This is a genomic window from Legionella sp. MW5194, assembly GCF_016864235.1.
Lineage (GTDB): Bacteria > Pseudomonadota > Gammaproteobacteria > Legionellales > Legionellaceae > Legionella_C.
In genome coordinates this window covers 2,622,938-2,642,288 of record NZ_CP045732.1, presented here as the reverse complement: position 1 = coordinate 2,642,288, position 19,351 = coordinate 2,622,938, and the positions used below count along the sequence as shown (strand labels likewise).

The window sequence follows — 19,351 nt, the reverse complement described above, 5'->3', positions numbered from 1 at the left end:
ATTAAGCTTAATCAGTGTTCGTCGTTAGGAATAGAATTGAGTGAGATGATGCATGAATGAACCAATTGACATTATAAGAATTCTGGAGCTTTTGCCTCACCGGTATCCATTTATTCTGGTGGACAGGGTGCTGGACTACAAAACACTGGATTACCTGGTTGCGACAAAGAATGTCACCATTAATGAACCGTTTTTTACGGGGCATTTTCCTGGTAATCCGATCATGCCTGGCGTATTGATGCTGGAGGCTTTGGCTCAAGCCAGCGCCATTTTATCCAACCTGTCAAGAACTCCCAAAGAGGGGCATGAGTTTCTGTATTATTTCGCCGGAATAGACAATGCGAAATTCAAGCATGTTGTAACACCAGGTGATCAGCTTCGGCTTGAAGTGAAATTAGTAGGGCAAAAACGTGATTTTTGGCGTATGCATGGCGAAGCCTTTGTTGGCGACACATTGGCCTGCTCCGCCGATTTAATGAGTGCATCGAAGGAAATTAAAAAGTGATAGATGAACGCGCAATGATTCACCCCTCCGCTAAAATCGCAGAAGGGGTATCGATAGGGCCTGGCAGCGTGATTGGTGCTGACGTAGAAATTGGTGAAGGAACCTGGATCGGACCTTATGTCGTGATTGAGGGCCCAACCCGGATAGGAAAGAACAATAAAATTTTTCAATTCGCTTCAGTTGGCGACGAACCTCAGGATGTCACTTATCAAGGGGAGGCGACTCGTCTTGAGATTGGCGATAACAATGTTATCCGTGAATACTGCATGATAAGCCGCGGCACGGTAAAAGGCGGTGGGGTAACCCGCATCGGCAATCATAATTTTCTGATGGCGTATTCGCACATCGGTCATGATTGCATGGTAGGCAATCACACCATCATGGTAAATCATGCGGCGCTTTCAGGGCACGTGATTGTTAATGATTACGCGATTATCGGCCCTTATGCAGCTGTTCATCAATTCTGTTTGATTGGTGCGTATGCTTTTATAGCCAGGGCCACGTATGTGACCAAAGACGTGTTGCCTTACGTCATGATTGCGGGCCATACCACTTCTGCCTGCGGCATCAATACCGTGGGGTTAAGGCGTCGAGGCTTTTCATCTTCGGCTATTGATCATTTACGCCGTGCCTATAAAATAATTTTTCGTAAGGGACTGACGGTGCAGCAGGCCGTCGCCGAACTGGAAATGATGCAACTGGATTGCCCGGAAGTCATTCCCATGATTGATGCGTTGAATCAATCCACCCGAGGCATTGTTAGATAAGGAAAGAATTATGTGGGCTGCAATTGGAACTGTGGCTTGCGGCGGGGCCCTGGGCGCTGTTTCCCGCTTTGGCTCTGCGGCACTGATGGCAAAACTGTTTGGCAGCCATTACCCGGTAGGAACCTGGTTCGTTAACTGGCTTGGATCGTTTCTGGCTGGATTTATCATGATCCTGCTTCTGGAGCGCTTTGCAGTGACCGATTACTGGCGTTTGTTTCTGGTGGTTGGTTTCTTAGGCGGCTTCACTACCTTCTCGAGCTATTCCTGGGAAACCTGGGTATTGTACGAAGGGGGGGAACACGTGGCCGCCTTGCTCAACATAGCGCTGAATAATGTCTGCGCTCTGGGGATGGCCTTTGTAGGGATACTGGTCGGTCGATGGATAGGAGGGATGGTCTGATGCAAGTCAAAGTCGTGCGGTTTTATTTAAGTGAAGATTCACCTCATCTTAAGCAGATTTATGATTACCTTCATGATCAAAAAGTCATGGGTGCGACCATGTTTCGCGGCGTGAAGGGTTTTGGCAGTTCAGGCAAGATGCGTGAAGCAAGATTGCTGGACATTCATTTCGATCTGCCTATAGTGATTGAGTTTGTGGAAGAGCCGGCAAAAGCCGATGAAATTCTTAACCATTTCAGCACGCTGCTGGAAGGCAATCGCATTTTGTCCTGGACTGCGGAAATGGGTGTGAGCTAGACAACAGGTAATGGAAAAAAATTATGTTAGATCCCCAACTGTTACGTGACGATGCGTTTGCCGTGGCTGAACAACTGGCGAGACGCGGTTTCAAATTCGATGCCCGGGCTTACAGGCAACTGGAAGAGCAGCGCAAAGCCCTGCAGGTGGCAACCCAGTCATTGCAGAACGAGCGCAACACGCGTTCAAAGGAGATTGGCGCGGCGGTCGCACGTGGGGAAAATATTGATGCCATGCGTGCCGAAGTCAATGAGTTAAGCCGGGAACTGGAACAAAAAAAACAGGAACTGGAAACCCTTCTCAAGCAGATTGAACACATTGCCTTATCCTTGCCTAACTTGCCGCACGACTCCGTCCCCGTTGGTGAGGATGAGACCGGGAATGTGGAAATCCGCCGCTGGGGTGAGATCCCCGTGTTTGATTTTGCCGTGAAATCCCATGATGAATTGGGTGAAGCTTTGGGGCAAATGGATTTTGCCCTCGCGGTTAAAATAACGGGCAGCCGTTTTGTTGTTATGAAAAACCAGATTGCCAAACTGCATCGTGCCTTAATTCAGTTCATGCTTGATATCCATACCCTTGAGCATGGCTACGAAGAAATTTACGTTCCCTATATTGTCAATGCCGACAGTTTGCTTGGAACCGGCCAATTGCCGAAATTTGAAAATGATTTATTTAAATTAAGGGGCGACGACAATTACTACCTCACCTCCACGGCCGAGATTCCGGTAACCAACACAGTCCGGGATACCATCATTGCTCATGAAGCCCTGCCTTTGCGTCATGTTTGCCACTCGCCCTGTTTTCGCAGCGAAGCAGGATCTTATGGCAAGGACACCAAGGGGATGATACGCCAGCACCAGTTTGAGAAAGTGGAACTGGTCTGGATAACCCAGCCGGAGCATTCGTTTGAAGCCCTGGAAACACTGACGCGCCATGCCGAAACCATTCTGCAACGTCTGCGCCTGCCTTATCGCGTCATGGCATTGTGTACAGGGGATATGGGTGCGGGTTCCGCCAAAACTTATGATTTGGAGGTCTGGTTGCCGAGTCAAAACACCTACCGCGAAATTTCATCCTGTTCGAACATGACCTCTTTTCAGGCGCGCCGCATGAAAGCACGCTATCGCCATCCTGAGACTCAGGAAACTCAATGGGTTCATACACTCAATGGTTCAGGTCTTGCCGTAGGGCGTACACTGGTTGCCATTATGGAAAATTACCAGGACAAAGACGGTAATATCCGCATTCCAGACGCTTTAAAGCCTTACATGGGCGATGTGTCGCTGATTAGTCTGAATTAACCAAAAGGCCGCAGCCTGATGCTGTGCCAGGGATAGGAAACACATAAATCATGGGACGATTACAGGGTAAAACGGCCTTAGTGACCGGCGCGACCAAATCCATTGGCTTCGCCATCGCAGAAGCGTTCTGCAGGGAGGGCGCTCAGGTGATTATCACCGGTAGACTCCCACGGGAACAGGGCCTTGAGAAAGCAAAAGCCATTGGCGCTGCAGACTACCTCTGCCTTGACGTCACCCAGGAAGACGATTGGCACCAGGCCCATGCTTACATTGAAAAGCACTATCAGACGCTTGACATTCTGGTGAATAATGCCGGCATCGATACAGCGCCTGGCAGTAAAACCCCGCAAGACATCGAAAGCATTTCGCTCAAAGACTGGCACGCAGTGCTTGCGGTGAACCTGGATGGCTTGTTTTTAGGGTGCAAGGCCATGCTTCCTTTGCTTAAACAAAGCGACAATGCCTCGATTATTAATCTTGGCTCACGTTCTGGCCGGGTCGGGGTTCCTTCCAATATTGCCTATGGCGCCAGCAAAGGGGCCAGCGATAATTTCACTAAAACCCTGGCTCTGCACTGTGCAAAAAAGGGCTACAAAATCCGTTGCAATGAAATTGTGCCGGCCGCCATTTTAACGGACATGTGGGATTTGGAATTCGGTCATGACGAGCATCGTCAACAACGCATAACCGAATACAGCCAGTCTATCCCCCTGAAGCGAATGGGAAAAGCAGAGGAAGTAGCGCAGATGGCGGTGTTTCTCGCCTCTGACGAATCATCCTATGTGACGAGTGCCCCTTTCTTGATTGACGGCGGTATCATGGCGTCTGCCGCATCGTATGCTTCCAATCCTTCACCGCTGAATACCAAACCGTCCACTTCAGACACTAAATCGCCGCTGCTCGCCAATACTGTCTTTAAGCCGTCTCATGTATGGAATGAGGAAGCATCGAAAAACGCTGCCATGGGTTGTTCTATCCAATAAAATGGGTGGCATCCCGCGCTTTTACGGGTGGCAGAGTGCGTTCGCTCGGCTGGAACATCCTTTATAGACTAGGGATGGTCTTGTCCATCGCAATCCTTTGTTAGTCTCTATTTTGTTGGCTAACCCTTAGTAAAACCTCTTTTATAATGCTCATGGTATTTTTTATACAGTCTATTAGATGACCAGGGCGAAAGGGGGTTTATACGGGTAGATCTTGTCACAAAAGTTTCTCACTGAAATTCAAAAACCATTAGGGAAGAACCATCAGGCACATGACTGGCGACCGTTTAACTTCGTAAAATAATTAATCGAATAGTAAATAAATAGTTAATTTGGGAATGCAATGATGCGGTTATGTTATAATTTGATCACATTGATTTTTTATTGCTGCCATTTGGGTGGCTGGGGCCATGATGTCTGCTTCCAAAAATGCTATACGCCAAGAGTTAGAAACCTTAATTGCCACCCAATACACTTTGCCCCCCCAACAATTTGCTGCAGAAGAACTCGCCGTTAAGCAAACCGTTGAAAAACTGGTCCTTGTCATGAGTCAACCGACCCGGAAGAAATCGCTTCTCGCCGACATCCCCATTGATTCAATTGAAAACATGACCCGGCGCGGGCATCTGACCGTCGTGGTTCAGAAGCTGGATGATCATTTTCTCGTGGCCATCGAAGAAATCCTTAACAAGGCCGATTTTGAAATGGAATATGGCGGCGAGACAATTTCTCTGTGTGAATTGTACAAGGGGTGTAAAAAAGAGCTCACCAAACAGGGTAAGGAGCCCAATTTTGAAGACGTGCTGCTGAGAATGTATTCCGTTGAAAGCCCCTTCTACATGAAATTAAATGCCATTGTCTCCGGTTATAATAATCCACGAAGTACGACAGATGACGAAAAGAAAATAGCCTTTTTAATGAATATGGCTATCCACAAAGCCGGGTTGATGAAACGACAATTTGAAGTTCATAAAACACCGAACGTATTGTACCGTGGGCAAAGTTTTGGATTGCCAAATTTTATTACCAAATTTTTACGAGTGAAGGAATTGCATGCCCGTGGGGAATTGGCTTCCTTACCTCCTGATAAGCTGATGGAAATTAATATTGCCGATATTGTCTGCAAGAAGAATGTAAGCATGTCATCGGAGTTAAACAGCGCGAAGGTTTTTGCCACCGATAAGGGCATCGTTTTGCATGTTCAAAATCCGGAGCAGCTGTCTGACTTTTATGCGATTGCCAATGTGTCCGCCCACCCCAATGAGGCGGAATTTTTATCGAGAATGCCCGATGACATTGCCATGATCCCGGTTGATATTGAGGTGGATTCTGAGAATAAAACCACGCACATTTATGTCATGTGCATCCATTCACAAAGCACGCAGTTGACTCATTCCACGCGTCTTCATGACATTAAAAATGCGCTTAAAGACTACCTGGCCAGGGAATTGCACGAACCTTATGGTTTTTTTGCTTCCTATTTGTATTCGCGGGCCTATACCCCGCAGCAAAAAAACGTGCTGGGGCAATTGATGGCGGCAATAGAAGACGTGGAAAGAAACCCCATTCTGGATCTTAAACGACAGGATGAGTTTTTAGAAATGACGATTAAACTGCTTAAAAAACTCTATGAAACTAACCCGACCGATTATCAGAAAAAGGGGTTTGACACCATCAATGCCCTTCTCCAGGACTACAGCGCCGTCGTTGCCGATTTAAGCGTTGTTCATCAATTAACGGATGTGAAAGCCATTATTGCGAGTGAGCAGAAAAAACTCGATAAAAATAGAGCGGGTAAGCGGTTATGGCTTGCCGGCCTAACCGCCGATGCAGATAAAAAACGGGTGGAGCCGTTAAACAACGATCTCGAGGTGTTGCTGCGACCAGATGTCAGTGCGGCTGACATGAGGCAGGCTGCCAATAATATTCTCCAGTTACTGAATGCCAACCCTACCATTGGTACTCATTTCAAACCGTTGGAGGAGGGCATAAAAAGCATCCTTGCTTCGCTGGACAAAATAGAAGAGCAGCAGCAGATTCTCATCAAAAACCCGTCCTTGCTGTTCAAAGATGCCTTGCGCTGTCTTGGTGTTGGCCCCGTTCATGAGGGTAAGCAAGAACAAAGTGAGATTGATTTGCTCATCGGCAATACGATACAAAAGTTCTTTTGAGTAAAAAGGACAGAATAGGAATAAGGGGGTGGGTATCAATAACCCAAACCCTCTTGAATGGTCGGAGTGACCGGAATTGAACCTGCGACCCCTGCCTCTGAAAATATTTAATGGGCTCCAATAAATAATTTATTAAAAATCTATTATTCAATAGCTTAAAAATAGAGCGCACAACAGTTTATCGATAGACTACATTCCACAATTTTTTCGTTCTTTTCGTTAATTTCGCAAAATTCGAATACAGTGTTATACTCAAAGTAAGACATTAACAGGGTACTGAAAATGAATAATTGCGCAATGGAAATTAAGCCACCCAGCAGACAAGACAGGGGAATAGCTAAAAAATCTTTTCAGCAAATTAAAGATATGAGTAGAATTTCCAAAAAAAATGCAATATTAAATTTAAATGGTTTACAGGTCGAATTACCACCTTCAGCCGTTAAATTAGTGTTTGCAATCCTTAGTGAGATGGCACAGGGAAATTCACTTACTTTAATACCCTCCCATACCCATTTAACTACTCAAGAAGCTGCTGATATGTTAAACGTTTCACGTCCTTACTTTGTTAAATTATTAGAAGAAGGCAAAATTCCTTTTGAGAAAGTTGGCACTCGTCGTCGAGTTCTTGCAAGTGATGTGATGGCATTTATGGATAAATCATCAAGAGAGCGTGAAAAAACCCTTCAAGAACTGGTGGATCAAACGCAATCATTGAATATGGGATATTGATGAATGGGGCATTTTACTGTTTTGTATGATGCAAATGTCCTTTATCCTGCCCCTCTGCGTGATATTTTAATCCAGTTGGCAACAACCAGATTATATAGAGCAAAGTGGTCTAATCGAATTCATGAGGAATGGATTAGAAATGTTTTAAAGAATCGTTCGGATATCTCCAGAGAGCAATTGGAAAAAATAAAAAATTTAATGGATAGTTCAGTTTTAGATTGTCTTGTTGAAAATTATGAGGACATTGAGGGAGGACTACAGCTTCCCGATTCAAATGATAAACATATTTTAGCTGCTGCAATTGTATCTAGCTGTGACGTAATTGTTACTTTTAACATTAAAGACTTTCCATCGAAAGAATTAGATAAATATGCGATTGAAACCCAACATCCAGATGGTTTTTAATGCACCTTACTAATTTGGATCTTGGTAAATTTTGTTTAGCCATAAAGACAACGAGGATGCGCCTTAAGAATCCTCCAAAAAACATTACTGAGTATTTAGATATTTTATCTAACCAAGGGTTAACAAAAACTGTTTTATTCCTGGAGGAACACCGTTCTCTTTTATAAAGTAAAATGATAGCTATAGCACATCAAATATATGCATCATTCCTTAGATAATTTTGTAATGCTTCATATACCATTATACTGTTGTATTACAGCGCATAATGGAGTTAGCCCTGGAGTTTGAATATTTATGTCTATAGGAAAGGCAAAGGCTTTTATGCCTGTAAAATAATGATTGTCGCATTTGGAGGCAGAATACGCCCCCTTGGTCATTTTCGTAACCCATTGATTTATATGGTCGGAGTGACAGGAATTGAACCTGCGACCCCTGCCTCCCGAAGGCAGTGCTCTACCAGTCTGAGCTACACTCCGATTAATGTTGACGTTGAATGGCAAACAGCGCCAAATCCGTTAAAGCCTCTTTATAAATTGAATGGGGCAGAATATGCAGGGCACTCAGTGCCTGATCGATTTCCTGCGCGGCGTATTGCTGGGTGTATTCGATGGCTTTGGTGGCTCTAATGGCCTCCAGAATGCCGTCGAGATTACTGAGGTTGCCTTCGCGCAGGCTCTTTTCGATGAGCTGCTTTTGCGCTGGCGTTCCTTGTTTTAAAGCGTGAATCAATGGCATGGTGGCTTTGCCATCCGCCAAATCATCGCCAATGTTCTTGCCAATGGTGTTGGCGTCTGAGCAGTAATCCAGCGCGTCATCAATGAGCTGGAAGGCATTGCCCAGATGAAGACCATAGGCGTACAGACTTTTTTCAATGGTATCACCGGCACCGCTCAACAGCGCGCCAATGGCTGCGGCGGCTGCGAACAGCAGGGCGGTTTTGCCGCGAATCACATCGAGGTAATCCTCAATGGAAATGGCGGCATTGTGACGGTTAACCAGTTGTTTGACTTCTCCGCAGCTGATTTTGTGCGACGTGTCGGCTAAAAGCCGGATAACCGGCCAACTGTTGACACTCACCATGAGTTGCACGGATTGGGTAAACAGATAATCACCGACCAGTATACTGGCTTTACTGCCCCAGATCTCATTGGCTGTTTCCCGTCCGCGCCGAAGGGTCGATTCATCCACCACATCGTCATGCAAAAGGGTTGCCGTATGGAAAAATTCAATCATGGCTGCCAGGGTGATGTGCTCACGACCCTCATAACCGCAGGCATGGCTGGCTAATAATACCAGCAGAGGACGTAAACGTTTGCCACCACTTTGAACAATATGGGTCGACAAATCATCGATTAACCCAATCTGGGATTGGATTTTATCAATAATCAGATCATTGACCGCATTAAAATCGTCATTAACCAGGGCTCGTAAACGGTTTACCGTCATTCTGTGTCCTCAAGCATGTGCTGCGAGAATGCTAAGGCGCGTCAGGATCATTGTCAAGGTAAATGGGCCATTCACTGCTAATAAAAATATCGGAACGGAGAATGGACAGGGCTTATGCGTCTTTACAGGCCGATTTTTTTATGGGGTGGGTGATACGAAAGGCATTGCCGCCTGCTTTCTTTGCCTCATACATGGCCGCGTCAGCTCGGGCGACTAATTGATCTGAATTATGGGAATCCACCGGGTAGGTTGCAAGACCAATGCTGATGGTGCATCGCACATCCTGGGTGTTGATCTGAAAGGGGGTGCTAAACTCCTGTAAAATCCTCTGGGCAATGGCTTTTGGCGTTTTATCTTCCATGTGATGGATGACGATGGCGATGAATTCGTCACCCCCCAGACGGGCAATGAAATCGTTTTCACGGAAACAGGTTTGCAGGCGTTTGGCGGCTTGAAGCAGTAGCGCATCGCCTGTCTCATGGCCATTATGATCATTGACCCCTTTAAACCCATCCAAATCCATGAAAAAAACCGTTAAATAGTGATGTGTAGGCATGGTTTCAATGTAATTTTGCAACGTCGACTGAAAGTAGGATCGGTTGGGCAGATTAGTCAGGGTGTCATAACGGGCAAGGTAATGGAATTTTTCCTTGTCGGCCTGCAACATGAAGTTTTTTTCATACAGGAGTTGTTCGTAATAGGCATTTTCCTTAAGCATGTTGAATAATATGGTGATGACGATAAGCAGGGAAAAAAGGTAATTAATTGAATTTAAAACAAAGACTTCGTTAGCCGGAACCAGGTAAAGAGGGGCGGGCTCGACAAAGAAAAAGAAGACCACCACCGAAAGCGTCAGGGTAGAATAAATCACCAGTCCCGACCAGCTTAACGTAATGGCAGCCAGAATAGGGACAATATTAAGCCAGATGAGATAGGAGCTCCCCACGCCGCCAATGAGGTAATTGGCCAGTGCTGAAGCCACCAGCACGTTGGCGGTCAAAATGTGTCCGCAAAGCAAAATATTCTGGGTACGGTACAAAAGCCAAAGGTTAAGAAAACCAATGACATCAATGATGCTGATTAAAATCACAATCATCCAGAGTTCGCAGACGGCGTAAACGTAAATAATCAGCGACCCCAGGATAATGAGTTCTATCTCGACAGTGCGGATTAGGCGGAATTGTCTGCGATGATTGATAAGTCCATCAACATCCTTTTTCAACCAGGTATGCAATAGATCGAATAACCCCATGCCTTTCCTTTTTACGTACGCATGATTGCGGCATTTTAATCAAGTATAGATTATAAATCACACAATTTGCCCAATTGGTCTACACTTGATGTAACGACACACCTTCCGATGTTTGGAGTATTTCGTTAATGAAACCACAAAAAACCATTTGGGTCATTGGCCAGAACATCCCTGATTTCTCTCTTCCGGTTGACTTTAAACGCGTTGATTCCATTCACGAACTACCAAAACAGGACGTCTATGCCATCGTGATTTCCAAATCCGCGGGACAACCCTTTTTACCCGAACTGGCACAGCTGCGCGCCATGCCGCCCTATCGCTTTTTACCCATTTTTTATAATGGCATCCCCGGGCAGGAAATCAGCGAACTCTTCGATGGCCCCTTTGATGAGCAGGTGATTCAGAAGGCGGAAGGCATATACCAGCGTCTGTCTCTCATCACTGAAGCCAATCTTGACACGGAAAGCGAGGAGATCATTTTGCTGGTGTATTTGTTTTCTCGCCCGGATTTTAAGCTTAAAGGGTATGTTAATTATCAATCGACGCATATCTTTGATTACCCCCTGTTGACGTTGTTATTTAACAAAGGCGCGGATTTTGATGCCTGGCGCTTTTTGCAGGATCTGGTGATGCCGGATCTGCTGGCACCGGGTGCATTACTTGATGAAATTCAGACCTGCAATGCCTGCGATTCAGGCTTGCTCAATATCAAGCATACCTGCCCAAGCTGTCATTCCATTAATATCAAGCCGCAGAAATTTGTGCATTGTTATACCTGCGGAAAAATAGGACCTGTACCTGAATTTTTAAGGCAGGAGCGCTTAGTCTGCAGCCGTTGCAACACCCGTCTGCGCACCCTGGGTGTCGATTACGACAAACCGCTTGAAGACAAATTGTGCAATGATTGCGGTCACTATTTTGCCGAACCGGAGGTCAATCTGGTGTGTCTCGTTTGCCATCGCACCTCATCAAGCCGTGAACTGGCTTCCCGCCGTCTGCATGAATACACCCTCACCCGGCGCGGAGAGTACCTGATACGCGGCATTGAGAAGGGCATTTACCGTAATTTCAATCATTTCTTTAAGGTCATCGATTACGCGGCTTTCATGGCCATTGTAGCCTGGCAGGCGAAGCTGGCTGAACGTTACCCGTCTTTGTATTTCAGCGTCATGACCATGCAGATTACCAACGCTGATCAATTGCTCGAGGAACAGGGGGTGGTGAATACTGAAAAGCTGTTGGGCGAATTGTTCACCAATTTAAGAAAAATATTTCGCGAAAGCGATCTGTCCTCGCGGGTTGAAGGGACGATGCTCTTCTTTCTGCCCATGGCGGATGACGAAGGCTGTACTATCTTGGTCGATCGCATTAAGCTGTTTGTGAACCAACTGGCAAAGAACAATAATAATCGTGGCCTGGCTGTTGGACTGAGCTACATTACGTCCACAGAGATGATTAACGCCCAGCTGGAAGGGGAACTGGTTATTAGCGAGTTGCATGCCCGAATTATCGAAAGCAACGTGTGTTTGATTGGTTGTAAAACCGATTGAAAACCTTTTATACTGGATGAATGGTCAATATCGGAGCAAACAATGCCTGTTGGCAGTACACTGTACGGTCAGGCGTGCCCTGTTAATAATCCGGTTAGCGAATCTACTTTTTCCCTTTCCCATACCCCCTACGTGGACGCGCTCTATCCTGAAAAATTAAAGCTGTCTGATGTCGCGCAAGGAGGACGCACCGGCGATTGTTATTTTCTGTCGGTTTTGAATGCGATTCTGACGCTGCCTCATGGCGAGGAGTGGATACGGCAGCGAATGGTTGAGAGGGATGGGCGTATCCATGTGCTCTTTTTTCGATATGAAAAACCGGAATGGGTGGTGATTGAAAAATCGTTACCCCAGGCTACGGGGGTGTTAAGCAGTGGGCCAGCCTGGGTCAGGTTTTGGGAAAAAGCCTACGTGGCCTTTAACGGCGGGAATTACAAGGTATTAAGCCAGGGGGATAGCCGCCAGGTGTTTAGAGCGCTTCTTGGCGATAAGGGGATGGCGATAGCGACCAGCGTTCAGTCGCGAAAGCCGCTTGCCGAATTGTATCAGTGTTCGATAGAGGGATGCTCTGGCTGCGACATTTATACTCTGATGTTTCTGTTGCGCCCGTATGATGCCCAAACCAGCGTCGGCAATGTGGTCAAGCAGGTCTTTCACCACGATAAAGCCCTCCTTAAGGCTTGGTGGGCGTGGGTGGCCAGGAATCAGGATAAATGGCGGCAGTTGCTTGCAAAAGAGAGTATTCTTTATCACGAAACGCTGATTGATTTTATTGAAAAAGAAAAACAACGATCGGACAATCCGCCAGTCGAAGCCATCAGCGCCGTAAAGAACTGGCTGGTGGACTGGTGCATCTTACCCTGTAAAATGGGCTACAGTCAGGATGAGTTGAGACTGTATGATGAATTAAAGCAGGCTTTCGACGAGGAGAGCCCCGTAGTAGCCAGTCCTTCAGCCCATCCGCCTTCCGGAATTATCATCGAGCATACCTATGCTGTTATTGGTCTACGCCAAAGCGAGTTAAGTCATCGAAAATTTGTTATTTTAAGAAATCCCTACCCTGAAAATCGCTCGTGGTTTTTTAAATTAGTTGCAGCCGGGGGGCGGGCGTCCCGGGAATGGGAAAATTCAGAAACCGGTGCTGTCGAGTTTAAGATCAGCACCACGGATCATTGCACCTTTGAAATGGAGCTGCATGATTTCGCTCATGCTTTTTTGTACATCGACAAGGGGTTGTCACTCAAGACCACACTGGAGTTGCAACACGACTGCGACGTGACATCCTATGGCTATTAACCCCTGAAACCAGGGGTTTACGGTTTATACATTAAAACGAAAATGCATGACGTCGCCGTCAGCAACAATGTAATCCTTGCCTTCCAATCGCAGTTTCCCTGCCTCTTTCGCGCCCTGTTCGCCGCGATGGGCAATGAAGGCGTCATAGGCAATGACTTCCGCACGGATAAAGCCTTTCTCAAAGTCGGTGTGAATCACGCCTGCCGCCTGAGGAGCCGTGGCGCCTTTACGAATAGTCCAGGCCCGGACTTCCTTCACGCCGGCGGTGAAGTAGGTTTGCAGGCCCAGTAAATCATAGCCGGCACGAATGACGCGATGGAGTCCCGGCTCGTTTAGGCCCAAATCCGCCATGAATTCCTCACGATCCGCGTCGTCCAGCTCCACCAGTTCGGCTTCCGTGGCCGCGCACAGGGCAACGACGCTGGCTTTTTCATCGGCAGCCAGTTGTTTGACTTTGTCCAGCAGGGGATTGTTTTCATAGCCGTCGTCATTGACGTTGGCAATGTAGAGTACCGGTTTGGCGGTGAGCAGGAAAAACCGGCGCAGGATTGGCCATTCTTCTTCGGTCAGCGACAAGGTTCTTACCGGTAAACCGGCATCCAGTTGCGCTTTGGCTTTTTCGAGGACCTGCTTTTCAAACAGGGCTTCCTTATTGCCGCTTTTACTGTTCTTCAACACTTTAATCAATGCCTTGTCGACGGTATCCATGTCGGCCAACGCCAGCTCGGTATTAATGACTTCGATGTCGCTTAAAGGGTCGACGCGGCCTTCCACATGCACCACATCCGTGTTTTCAAAGCAGCGTACGACATGGGCAATGGCATCGGTTTCGCGGATGTTGGCTAAAAACTGGTTGCCTAAGCCTTCACCGCTGGAAGCCCCTTTGACCAGCCCGGCGATATCAACAAACTGCATGGTGGCAGGGAGTGTTTGCTGCGGTTTAACAATGTCGCTTAAGGCGTCAAGGCGGGGATCAGGAACGGTGACGATACCCACATTCGGTTCAATGGTGCAGAAGGGGTAATTGGCTGCTTCGATGCCCGCTTTGGTTAACGCATTAAACAAGGTTGATTTGCCGACGTTTGGTAAACCAACAATTCCACATTTAAATCCCATGGGACAACTCCTAACCTGTCAAATTCAAAAAAAACAGCATTGCTAGCGGTGTAATAAATTCATGGCGGCGCCAAAATGGCCCTTCATAATAGCAGGAATGACGGCCACTGCCTGTTCAATGGCATCAAAAATTAATTGCCTGTCCTTGGGACTTGGTTTACCCAGTACGTAGTTAAGAACCATGTCCTTATGGCCGGGATGCCCGATGCCAATTCGCAACCGGTGAAAATCACCGCTGCCAAGCTGAGCAATCATGTCGCGCAAGCCATTATGGCCTCCTGGCCCTCCGCCGGTTTTTAACTTGCTGCGCCCCGCAGGCAAGTCCAACTCATCATGCACCACCAGAATTTCCTGAGGGGCAATGCGGTAAAACTGGCTGATTTCACGCGCAGGCATACCGCTGTGATTCATAAATGTCAAAGGCAAGGCCAGCTTACAGGGATGTTCACCGATATCCACCTGTGCCAGTTCGCAATGAAGTTTTTTTTCTGACTTAAACGACGCATTGTGGCGATGAGCCAGCGCATCGACAAACCAGGCACCGGCATTGTGCCGGGTGTATTCATAGGCGGAGCCTGGATTACGCAAACCAATAATTAATTTTATGGTCATGGAAGTCTTTAAGAGAGTGATAAACAGTCATGTCTGCAAACCGCATCAACGGCCATGCGTTGAGATTGTCAAACGTGTCGCAAAAGTCATTCAAGTCTCCGGAGGCAAGGGCCTCCGGAAAAAGCATCGCGCGGATTATTCCGCGCCTTCCTCGCCTTCAGTGGCAGAGGTTTCTTCAGTCGCGCTGCCTCTGGGGGCATGAACGCTGACAACAGGCAGGTTATGGCTGCCGTCTTTTAAATCAACCGTGAGCTGAACCCCTTTGGGAAGCTTTAAGTCGGCCAGATGCACAACATCATCCAGACCGACGTCGGTCATGTCCACTTCGATGAATTCAGGCAGATCTTTCACTTTGCAGCGGATTTCAAGCTGAGTCATGCTGTGGTTGATGATCCCGCCGGCTTTTACGCCTTTGCAGGTGTCTTCATGAATGAAGTGGATGGGAACGTTTTTAACCAGTACGTCTTTTGCAGAAACGCGCTGCAGGTCCATGTGCAGGATAACAGGCTTGTAGGGGTGGCGTTGCAGGTCTTTTAAAATGACATGCTCGACCTTGCCATCGACAACCAGATCAAACACGCTGGAATAAATGCTTTCGCTTTCCAGGGCTTTGACGACTTTATTGTGCAATAAATGAATGGCTTGAGGCTTTTTATCGCCGCCATACAGAATACCCGGCACTTTGTTTTCCAGTCGACGCAGGCGGCGGCTCGCACCTTTCCCCATGTCGACTCTTGCTTGTGCTTCCAGAACGATAGATGACATATAAAACTCCAAATTAAAGTAAATTCCCCGTTTAACCCGCGACCAGGGTAAATCCTGAAAATACAGGATGGGGCGGCGTAGTATACAATAATTTAAAATCAACTTGAAGTCGCCGCGTTAATTTCATAGAATATGCAACTTTGTTGAACTTGTGAAAGCCAAAGAGGCCAGTGGAGATATAGTTATGTATGCGGTAATCAAGACCGGCGGTAAGCAATACCGCGTCAAAGAGGGTGACATTCTTAAACTGGAAATGCTGCCTGGTGATGTAGGTAGCGAGATAAGCTTTGCTGACGTGTTGATGCTCGCAGACGGCGATAAGTTTACTTATGGCGCGCCACTGGTGAAAAAGGCCGTTGTTAAAGCGGAAGTGCTCGATCACGGTCGCCACAAGAAAGTAAAGATTATCAAGTTTCGTCGTCGTAAGCACCACATGAAACAAATGGGTCATCGACAATATTATACGCAGGTCAAAATTACTGCGATTAGCAAGTAAGAGGGGAAACTAATGGCTCATAAAAAAGCAGGCGGTAGTACACGTAACGGCCGCGACTCGAATCCTAAGTACCTTGGTGTCAAGCGTTATGGTGGACAGCTCGTCAATGCGGGTGAAATCCTGGTACGTCAACGCGGTACCCGTTTCCATGCCGGTGAAGGCGTAGGTTGTGGTCGTGACCATACCCTGTACGCTCTGGTTGGCGGACGTGTTGAATTCATTATTCGTGGCGCCAAAAACCGCAAATTTGTTAAAATCGTTGCGGTAGAAAATTAATCCTGCACAGCTCCGTACTCCAGACCAACCGATTGGTCTGACTACTGAAGTCGTGTTTTAAGCCCCGCTCTAAGGGGCTTTTTTCGTTTAAGAGATGATGTCACCATGAAATTTGTCGACGAAGCAATCATTAAAGTAGAAGCAGGAAATGGCGGCCATGGTTGCTTAAGCTTCAGGCGCGAAAAATTCGTTCCCAAAGGTGGTCCTGACGGCGGTGACGGCGGTGACGGCGGCAGTGTGTTTCTTGAAGCAACCTCTGATTTAAATACCCTGGTGGATTTTCGCTATCAACGTCACTACAAAGCTCAAAATGGTCAACCGGGTATGGGAGGTAACTGTACCGGTAAGAAAGGGGATGATTTAATCATTAAGGTTCCGGTCGGCACCATGGTCTTTGACATTGATACGCAGGAATTAATCGGGGATATTAAACAGACGGGCGATCGCTTGTTGATAGCCCAGGGCGGTTTCCATGGCTTGGGGAATACCCGCTTTAAAAGCAGTGTGAATCGTGCGCCAAGGCAAACGACCCAGGGCACTCCGGGTGAAGCGCGTCATTTACGACTGGAGTTACGCGTTCTGGCCGATGTAGGCCTTTTGGGGCTGCCCAATGCTGGCAAATCCACCCTGATTCGCGCTGTATCCAGTGCCAAGCCCAAGGTGGCAGATTATCCGTTTACCACCCTGCATCCAGGCTTGGGCGTAGTGGATGTTTCTTCCCACAAAAGTTTTGTCATGGCGGATATCCCAGGTCTGATTGAGGGTGCAGCGGAAGGGGCAGGTCTTGGCCATCGCTTCCTAAAGCATTTGTCACGCACTTGCATTTTGCTCCATGTGGTGGATATTGCACCGCTGGATGGCAGTGATCCAGTCCTTTCTGCTAAAGCGATTATCAATGAGTTGGAAGAATATGATCCGGAGCTGGTGCATAAACCCCGTTGGCTGGTTTTAAATAAAATGGACATACTGCCTGATGATGAGGCAAGGCAGCAGGCCATCGACCACGTGGTTAACGGCCTGAACTGGAAGGGCAAGGTGTATACTGTCTCAGCCATTAAAGGCGACGGCACCAAACAGCTATGTTATGACCTCATGCAACTCATTGATGAGATGAAAGAGGCGGAAACTCAACCACTCTGCGGCGATGTGGACGACTAACGGGCTGCGATAGGGCAATTCCCGGCATTCCTGTCCCTGTTTTTTTGCTGACGTGTAGGCGATTCTCACTTCTGTGGTACTCGTATCCTGCTGGTGCCAGTATGCCTCTAAACCGGTGAGGTGAAAATGCAGTGGTTGCGGAGTCTGGTTGAATGTCAGCAACGGGTAATTCTCAGGCTGCTGCAACACGCGTTGTAAAACCCCACCCGTGGCATCATCCTGAATGGAAAGGCATACGTTCTTGGCGATGATAAGATCCCGCAAGGCTTCGGAGGCTTTTTTCTCGGTGGTGGCAATGGTGTGCGGTGCGACAATGGGTTCTATGATTTCCCTAACCTTTGCAACCAGTGATTCGTGGCATCGGACTTTGCACTCCACATAAGGGGTTTCGAGGCGGTAGCCGGTTTCACAATCAAGTGCCTGCACAGCCTCATCAATCTGTTGGGCGATTTGACTCTCTGCGACACCAAAGACACGCCATTTTAACAGGGTTTTATCGGTGTGCGTTGCGGCTTGCAAAAGAGGCAGCACATGCTGATTGAACATGGGCAGGCATTCCCGGGGCGGGCCAGGAAGCAGAACCAGTAATTTGTTTTGCCAATAACAATAGCAGCCCATGGCCGTGCCATTGGGGTTAGGGAGCAAGGTAGCCCCTGGAGGAAAAAGAGCCTGTTGCTGATTGCCAGGGCTTAAACTTAACGCACTGTGGCGCAACCGTGTCTGAATGTGTTCCAGCGCCTCAGGGAATTTTTCCAAACCGACTCCCATGAGGCGGGCAAGGGCGTAACGGGTACGATCATCCGACGTGGGGCCTAGGCCGCCCGTTATTAAGATAATATCGTGTTGACTGGCGAGGTAACTTAAGGATTGATAAATCTGCGTTTCATCATCGCCGCAGGTCATGTGCAGCCCAAGGGCCAAGCCGTCGGCATGCAGGGCGTGAGCAATTTGCTGGCCATTGGTGTTGAGCGTATCCCCGATGACAATTTCATCGCCAGTAGCTAGCAGGGCTGCCGTCATGTGCTTACTCCTTTTCGACTTCAACCTGATGGATGGTAACCTGTTGCACAGGCATTTCAATGCCATGCTCATCAAAAACCCGTTTGATTTTTTCCTGCAGGCTGTTTTTAATGGTTTGCAAATCGCCATTTTTAGCCCAGACCATCAATTTTAACTGCACGGCGTAATCGGCAAACTGGTCAATAATGACGGTGGGTTCAGGCTCCTTCAGCACATTATCGCAGGCTTCTTCAGCCACCCCTTTAAGCAGCTGTTTGACCTGCTCAATGTTGCACTGATAGCTTACACCCAACAGCACGTCGATACGACGGGTTAAAAAATAACTTAAGTTAAAGATTTCCGATTTCATCATCGATTCGTTAGGAATACGAACCAGTGTATTATCAGAGGTGCGTAATTTGGATGAAAGCAGATCAATGGATTCCACAGTCCCGCGAATGGTTTTCACTTCAATGGTATCGCCGACTTTAAAGGGTCTTTCAAAGAGTAGAAAAATACCACTGATTAAATTGGATGCGGCGGTTTGCGATGCAAAACTCACGGCCACCGTGAAAACACCGGCTGCACCCAGCAGTACGCTTAGATTGAAGCCAAGATGCTGCAGGCCAGTGACAAAGAACATGATAAAAATAATGTAAAACGTGGCGCGACGGACCAGTTGCGCATGATGGCGCGAAAAGCGTTGAGCAATAGGGATGGCAACAAAATGGCTCACCTTTTTTGCCAGGAAATAACCAAAAACGAAAAGCCCCAGCGAATAGGCGAGGCTGATTAGTTTGGCGGAATGGATAAACGTCATACTCT

At 47.4% G+C, this 19,351-nt stretch carries 21 protein-coding genes and 1 tRNA gene; 14 read left to right on the top strand and 8 right to left on the bottom strand.

Annotated features, from left to right (window positions below; all coding sequences use genetic code 11):
• Window positions 1–52 precede the first annotated feature (52 nt).
• The 9 genes from fabZ to GH742_RS12120 all read left to right on the top strand — a co-directional run bounded on the left by fabZ (window position 53) and on the right by GH742_RS12120 (window position 7,560).
• The gene (gene fabZ / locus GH742_RS12160) at window positions 53–505 is read left to right on the top strand and encodes a 3-hydroxyacyl-ACP dehydratase FabZ (protein ID WP_203455189.1); all 453 of its coding nucleotides are present in this window, start codon (window positions 53–55) and stop codon (window positions 503–505) included.
• A complete protein-coding gene (gene lpxA, locus GH742_RS12155; protein ID WP_203455188.1) occupies window positions 502–1,272 on the top strand; it encodes an acyl-ACP--UDP-N-acetylglucosamine O-acyltransferase in 771 nt (256 codons plus the stop codon). Before fabZ ends, lpxA begins: the two co-directional genes overlap by 4 nt.
• A 10-nt stretch (window positions 1,273–1,282) precedes the next feature.
• Window positions 1,283–1,672: a fluoride efflux transporter CrcB gene (gene crcB, locus GH742_RS12150; protein ID WP_239005211.1), complete on the top strand. Its 390-nt coding sequence runs from the start codon at window positions 1,283–1,285 to the stop codon at window positions 1,670–1,672.
• Entirely contained in the window at window positions 1,672–1,968 is a 297-nt protein-coding gene (locus GH742_RS12145; protein ID WP_160160731.1) for a DUF190 domain-containing protein, read from the top strand. The genes crcB and GH742_RS12145 overlap by 1 nt, the downstream gene beginning before the upstream one ends.
• Window positions 1,969–1,991: 23 nt before the next feature.
• Window positions 1,992–3,272, top strand: a complete 1,281-nt coding sequence (serS, locus tag GH742_RS12140; RefSeq protein ID WP_203455187.1) for a serine--tRNA ligase — start codon at window positions 1,992–1,994, stop codon at window positions 3,270–3,272.
• Between the two features lie 50 nt (window positions 3,273–3,322).
• Complete coding sequence (locus tag GH742_RS12135) at window positions 3,323–4,255, top strand: SDR family NAD(P)-dependent oxidoreductase (RefSeq protein WP_203455186.1); 933 nt, start codon at window positions 3,323–3,325, stop codon at window positions 4,253–4,255.
• A 410-nt stretch (window positions 4,256–4,665) separates the two neighbouring features.
• A complete protein-coding gene (locus GH742_RS12130) occupies window positions 4,666–6,426 on the top strand; it encodes a hypothetical protein (protein WP_203455185.1) in 1,761 nt (586 codons plus the stop codon).
• A gap of 282 nt (window positions 6,427–6,708) precedes the next feature.
• Window positions 6,709–7,155 (top strand): helix-turn-helix domain-containing protein, encoded by a 447-nt coding sequence (locus tag GH742_RS12125; RefSeq protein WP_203455184.1) that lies wholly within the window; start codon window positions 6,709–6,711, stop codon window positions 7,153–7,155.
• Between the two features lie 3 nt (window positions 7,156–7,158).
• Window positions 7,159–7,560: a PIN domain-containing protein gene (locus GH742_RS12120; RefSeq protein WP_239005210.1), complete on the top strand. Its 402-nt coding sequence runs from the start codon at window positions 7,159–7,161 to the stop codon at window positions 7,558–7,560.
• 399 nt (window positions 7,561–7,959) lie between these two features.
• Here the strand turns inward: GH742_RS12120 and GH742_RS12115 are convergent.
• The 3 genes from GH742_RS12115 to GH742_RS15630 form a co-directional block, all read right to left on the bottom strand.
• Window positions 7,960–8,036, bottom strand: a tRNA-Pro gene (locus GH742_RS12115).
• Window position 8,037: 1 nt separating this feature from the next.
• On the bottom strand, window positions 8,038–9,006 hold the full coding sequence (locus tag GH742_RS12110) for a polyprenyl synthetase family protein (RefSeq protein ID WP_203455183.1): 969 nt from the start codon (window positions 9,004–9,006) through the stop codon (window positions 8,038–8,040).
• Between the two features lie 112 nt (window positions 9,007–9,118).
• Window positions 9,119–10,258 (bottom strand): GGDEF domain-containing protein, encoded by a 1,140-nt coding sequence (locus GH742_RS15630; protein ID WP_239005209.1) that lies wholly within the window; start codon window positions 10,256–10,258, stop codon window positions 9,119–9,121.
• Between the two features lie 128 nt (window positions 10,259–10,386).
• Here GH742_RS15630 and GH742_RS12100 point away from each other — a divergent pair, with 128 nt between their 5' ends.
• Both GH742_RS12100 and GH742_RS12095 read left to right on the top strand, forming a co-directional pair.
• A complete protein-coding gene (locus GH742_RS12100; RefSeq protein ID WP_203455182.1) occupies window positions 10,387–11,808 on the top strand; it encodes a hypothetical protein in 1,422 nt (473 codons plus the stop codon).
• Between the two features lie 42 nt (window positions 11,809–11,850).
• Window positions 11,851–13,104 carry a C2 family cysteine protease gene (locus GH742_RS12095; RefSeq protein WP_203455181.1) on the top strand — a complete coding sequence of 418 codons (1,254 nt, stop codon included), beginning with the start codon at window positions 11,851–11,853 and terminating at the stop codon, window positions 13,102–13,104.
• 24 nt (window positions 13,105–13,128) lie between these two features.
• Here GH742_RS12095 and ychF read toward each other — a convergent pair whose 3' ends face one another.
• From ychF to GH742_RS12080, 3 genes are all read right to left on the bottom strand, one after another.
• Window positions 13,129–14,220, bottom strand: coding sequence for a redox-regulated ATPase YchF (ychF, locus tag GH742_RS12090; RefSeq protein WP_203455180.1), 1,092 nt, complete (start codon window positions 14,218–14,220; stop codon window positions 13,129–13,131).
• A 42-nt stretch (window positions 14,221–14,262) separates the two neighbouring features.
• A complete protein-coding gene (pth, locus tag GH742_RS12085) occupies window positions 14,263–14,832 on the bottom strand; it encodes an aminoacyl-tRNA hydrolase (RefSeq protein WP_203455179.1) in 570 nt (189 codons plus the stop codon).
• A 135-nt stretch (window positions 14,833–14,967) separates the two neighbouring features.
• Window positions 14,968–15,597 (bottom strand): 50S ribosomal protein L25/general stress protein Ctc, encoded by a 630-nt coding sequence (locus GH742_RS12080; RefSeq protein ID WP_203455178.1) that lies wholly within the window; start codon window positions 15,595–15,597, stop codon window positions 14,968–14,970.
• Between the two features lie 184 nt (window positions 15,598–15,781).
• Between GH742_RS12080 and rplU the strand changes: the two genes are divergently transcribed.
• From rplU to cgtA, 3 genes are all read left to right on the top strand, one after another.
• Entirely contained in the window at window positions 15,782–16,093 is a 312-nt protein-coding gene (rplU, locus tag GH742_RS12075; RefSeq protein WP_058526811.1) for a 50S ribosomal protein L21, read from the top strand.
• Between the two features lie 12 nt (window positions 16,094–16,105).
• Window positions 16,106–16,369 (top strand): 50S ribosomal protein L27, encoded by a 264-nt coding sequence (gene rpmA / locus GH742_RS12070; RefSeq protein WP_058526810.1) that lies wholly within the window; start codon window positions 16,106–16,108, stop codon window positions 16,367–16,369.
• A 105-nt stretch (window positions 16,370–16,474) separates the two neighbouring features.
• Window positions 16,475–17,527: an Obg family GTPase CgtA gene (cgtA, locus tag GH742_RS12065; protein WP_203455177.1), complete on the top strand. Its 1,053-nt coding sequence runs from the start codon at window positions 16,475–16,477 to the stop codon at window positions 17,525–17,527.
• On the opposite strand, the gene GH742_RS12060 is transcribed toward cgtA, so the two are convergent.
• On the bottom strand, window positions 17,447–18,547 hold the full coding sequence (locus GH742_RS12060; RefSeq protein WP_203455176.1) for a molybdopterin-binding protein: 1,101 nt from the start codon (window positions 18,545–18,547) through the stop codon (window positions 17,447–17,449). The two genes, cgtA and GH742_RS12060, sit on opposite strands and share 81 nt — an antisense overlap.
• Before the next feature lie 4 nt (window positions 18,548–18,551).
• Complete coding sequence (locus GH742_RS12055) at window positions 18,552–19,346, bottom strand: mechanosensitive ion channel family protein (RefSeq protein WP_203455175.1); 795 nt, start codon at window positions 19,344–19,346, stop codon at window positions 18,552–18,554.
• Between the last annotated feature and the right edge of the window lie 5 nt (window positions 19,347–19,351).

Excerpts from the sequence above, each read along its gene's own strand:
- fabZ (WP_203455189.1), top strand. The coding sequence starts at position 53 with ATGAATGAACCAATTGACATTATAAGAATTCTGGAGCTTTTGCCTCAC.
- crcB (WP_239005211.1), top strand. The coding sequence starts at position 1,283 with ATGTGGGCTGCAATTGGAACTGTGGCTTGCGGCGGGGCCCTGGGCGCT.
- GH742_RS12145 (WP_160160731.1), top strand. The coding sequence starts at position 1,672 with ATGCAAGTCAAAGTCGTGCGGTTTTATTTAAGTGAAGATTCACCTCAT.
- serS (WP_203455187.1), top strand. The coding sequence starts at position 1,992 with ATGTTAGATCCCCAACTGTTACGTGACGATGCGTTTGCCGTGGCTGAA.
- GH742_RS12135 (WP_203455186.1), top strand. The coding sequence starts at position 3,323 with ATGGGACGATTACAGGGTAAAACGGCCTTAGTGACCGGCGCGACCAAA.
- GH742_RS12130 (WP_203455185.1), top strand. The coding sequence starts at position 4,666 with ATGATGTCTGCTTCCAAAAATGCTATACGCCAAGAGTTAGAAACCTTA.
- GH742_RS12125 (WP_203455184.1), top strand. The coding sequence starts at position 6,709 with ATGAATAATTGCGCAATGGAAATTAAGCCACCCAGCAGACAAGACAGG.
- GH742_RS12120 (WP_239005210.1), top strand. The coding sequence starts at position 7,159 with ATGGGGCATTTTACTGTTTTGTATGATGCAAATGTCCTTTATCCTGCC.
- GH742_RS12110 (WP_203455183.1), bottom strand. The coding sequence starts at position 9,006 with ATGACGGTAAACCGTTTACGAGCCCTGGTTAATGACGATTTTAATGCG.
- GH742_RS15630 (WP_239005209.1), bottom strand. The coding sequence starts at position 10,258 with ATGGGGTTATTCGATCTATTGCATACCTGGTTGAAAAAGGATGTTGAT.
- GH742_RS12100 (WP_203455182.1), top strand. The coding sequence starts at position 10,387 with ATGAAACCACAAAAAACCATTTGGGTCATTGGCCAGAACATCCCTGAT.
- GH742_RS12095 (WP_203455181.1), top strand. The coding sequence starts at position 11,851 with ATGCCTGTTGGCAGTACACTGTACGGTCAGGCGTGCCCTGTTAATAAT.
- ychF (WP_203455180.1), bottom strand. The coding sequence starts at position 14,220 with ATGGGATTTAAATGTGGAATTGTTGGTTTACCAAACGTCGGCAAATCA.
- pth (WP_203455179.1), bottom strand. The coding sequence starts at position 14,832 with ATGACCATAAAATTAATTATTGGTTTGCGTAATCCAGGCTCCGCCTAT.
- GH742_RS12080 (WP_203455178.1), bottom strand. The coding sequence starts at position 15,597 with ATGTCATCTATCGTTCTGGAAGCACAAGCAAGAGTCGACATGGGGAAA.
- rplU (WP_058526811.1), top strand. The coding sequence starts at position 15,782 with ATGTATGCGGTAATCAAGACCGGCGGTAAGCAATACCGCGTCAAAGAG.
- rpmA (WP_058526810.1), top strand. The coding sequence starts at position 16,106 with ATGGCTCATAAAAAAGCAGGCGGTAGTACACGTAACGGCCGCGACTCG.
- cgtA (WP_203455177.1), top strand. The coding sequence starts at position 16,475 with ATGAAATTTGTCGACGAAGCAATCATTAAAGTAGAAGCAGGAAATGGC.
- GH742_RS12060 (WP_203455176.1), bottom strand. The coding sequence starts at position 18,547 with ATGACGGCAGCCCTGCTAGCTACTGGCGATGAAATTGTCATCGGGGAT.
- GH742_RS12055 (WP_203455175.1), bottom strand. The coding sequence starts at position 19,346 with ATGACGTTTATCCATTCCGCCAAACTAATCAGCCTCGCCTATTCGCTG.